This window comes from Neisseria sp. P0001.S007 (assembly GCF_051963655.1).
Lineage (GTDB): Bacteria > Pseudomonadota > Gammaproteobacteria > Burkholderiales > Neisseriaceae > Neisseria > Neisseria subflava_A.
This window is the reverse complement of the sequence record NZ_JBQCUB010000070.1, coordinates 1-231: the sequence shown is the minus strand read 5'-3', so window position 1 is coordinate 231 and position 231 is coordinate 1. Positions and strand designations below refer to the sequence as shown.

Sequence of the window (231 nt, the reverse complement as noted above, 5' to 3'; positions counted from 1 at the left end):
GTAATGGGTACACGCTGCGGTGACATAGACCCGGGCGAATACAGATATCTGACTTCACACGCCGGTATTGATCTTGCCCAAGTTGATGTAATGCTGAACAAAAAATCAGGTTTGCTCGGTATTTCCGAACTCTCCAATGAATGCCGTTCTTTGGAAATTGCTGCGGATGAAGGCCATGAAGGAGCACGCTTGGCTCTGGAAGTGATGACTTACCGCCTTGCCAAATACATT

Annotated in this window: 1 pseudogene; it reads left to right on the top strand. The window is 47.6% G+C overall.

Features of this window, described 5'->3' with window-relative positions:
- Positions 1-231 (top strand): annotated as a pseudogene (locus ACTHRE_RS11220) (acetate kinase); the annotation flags it as partial.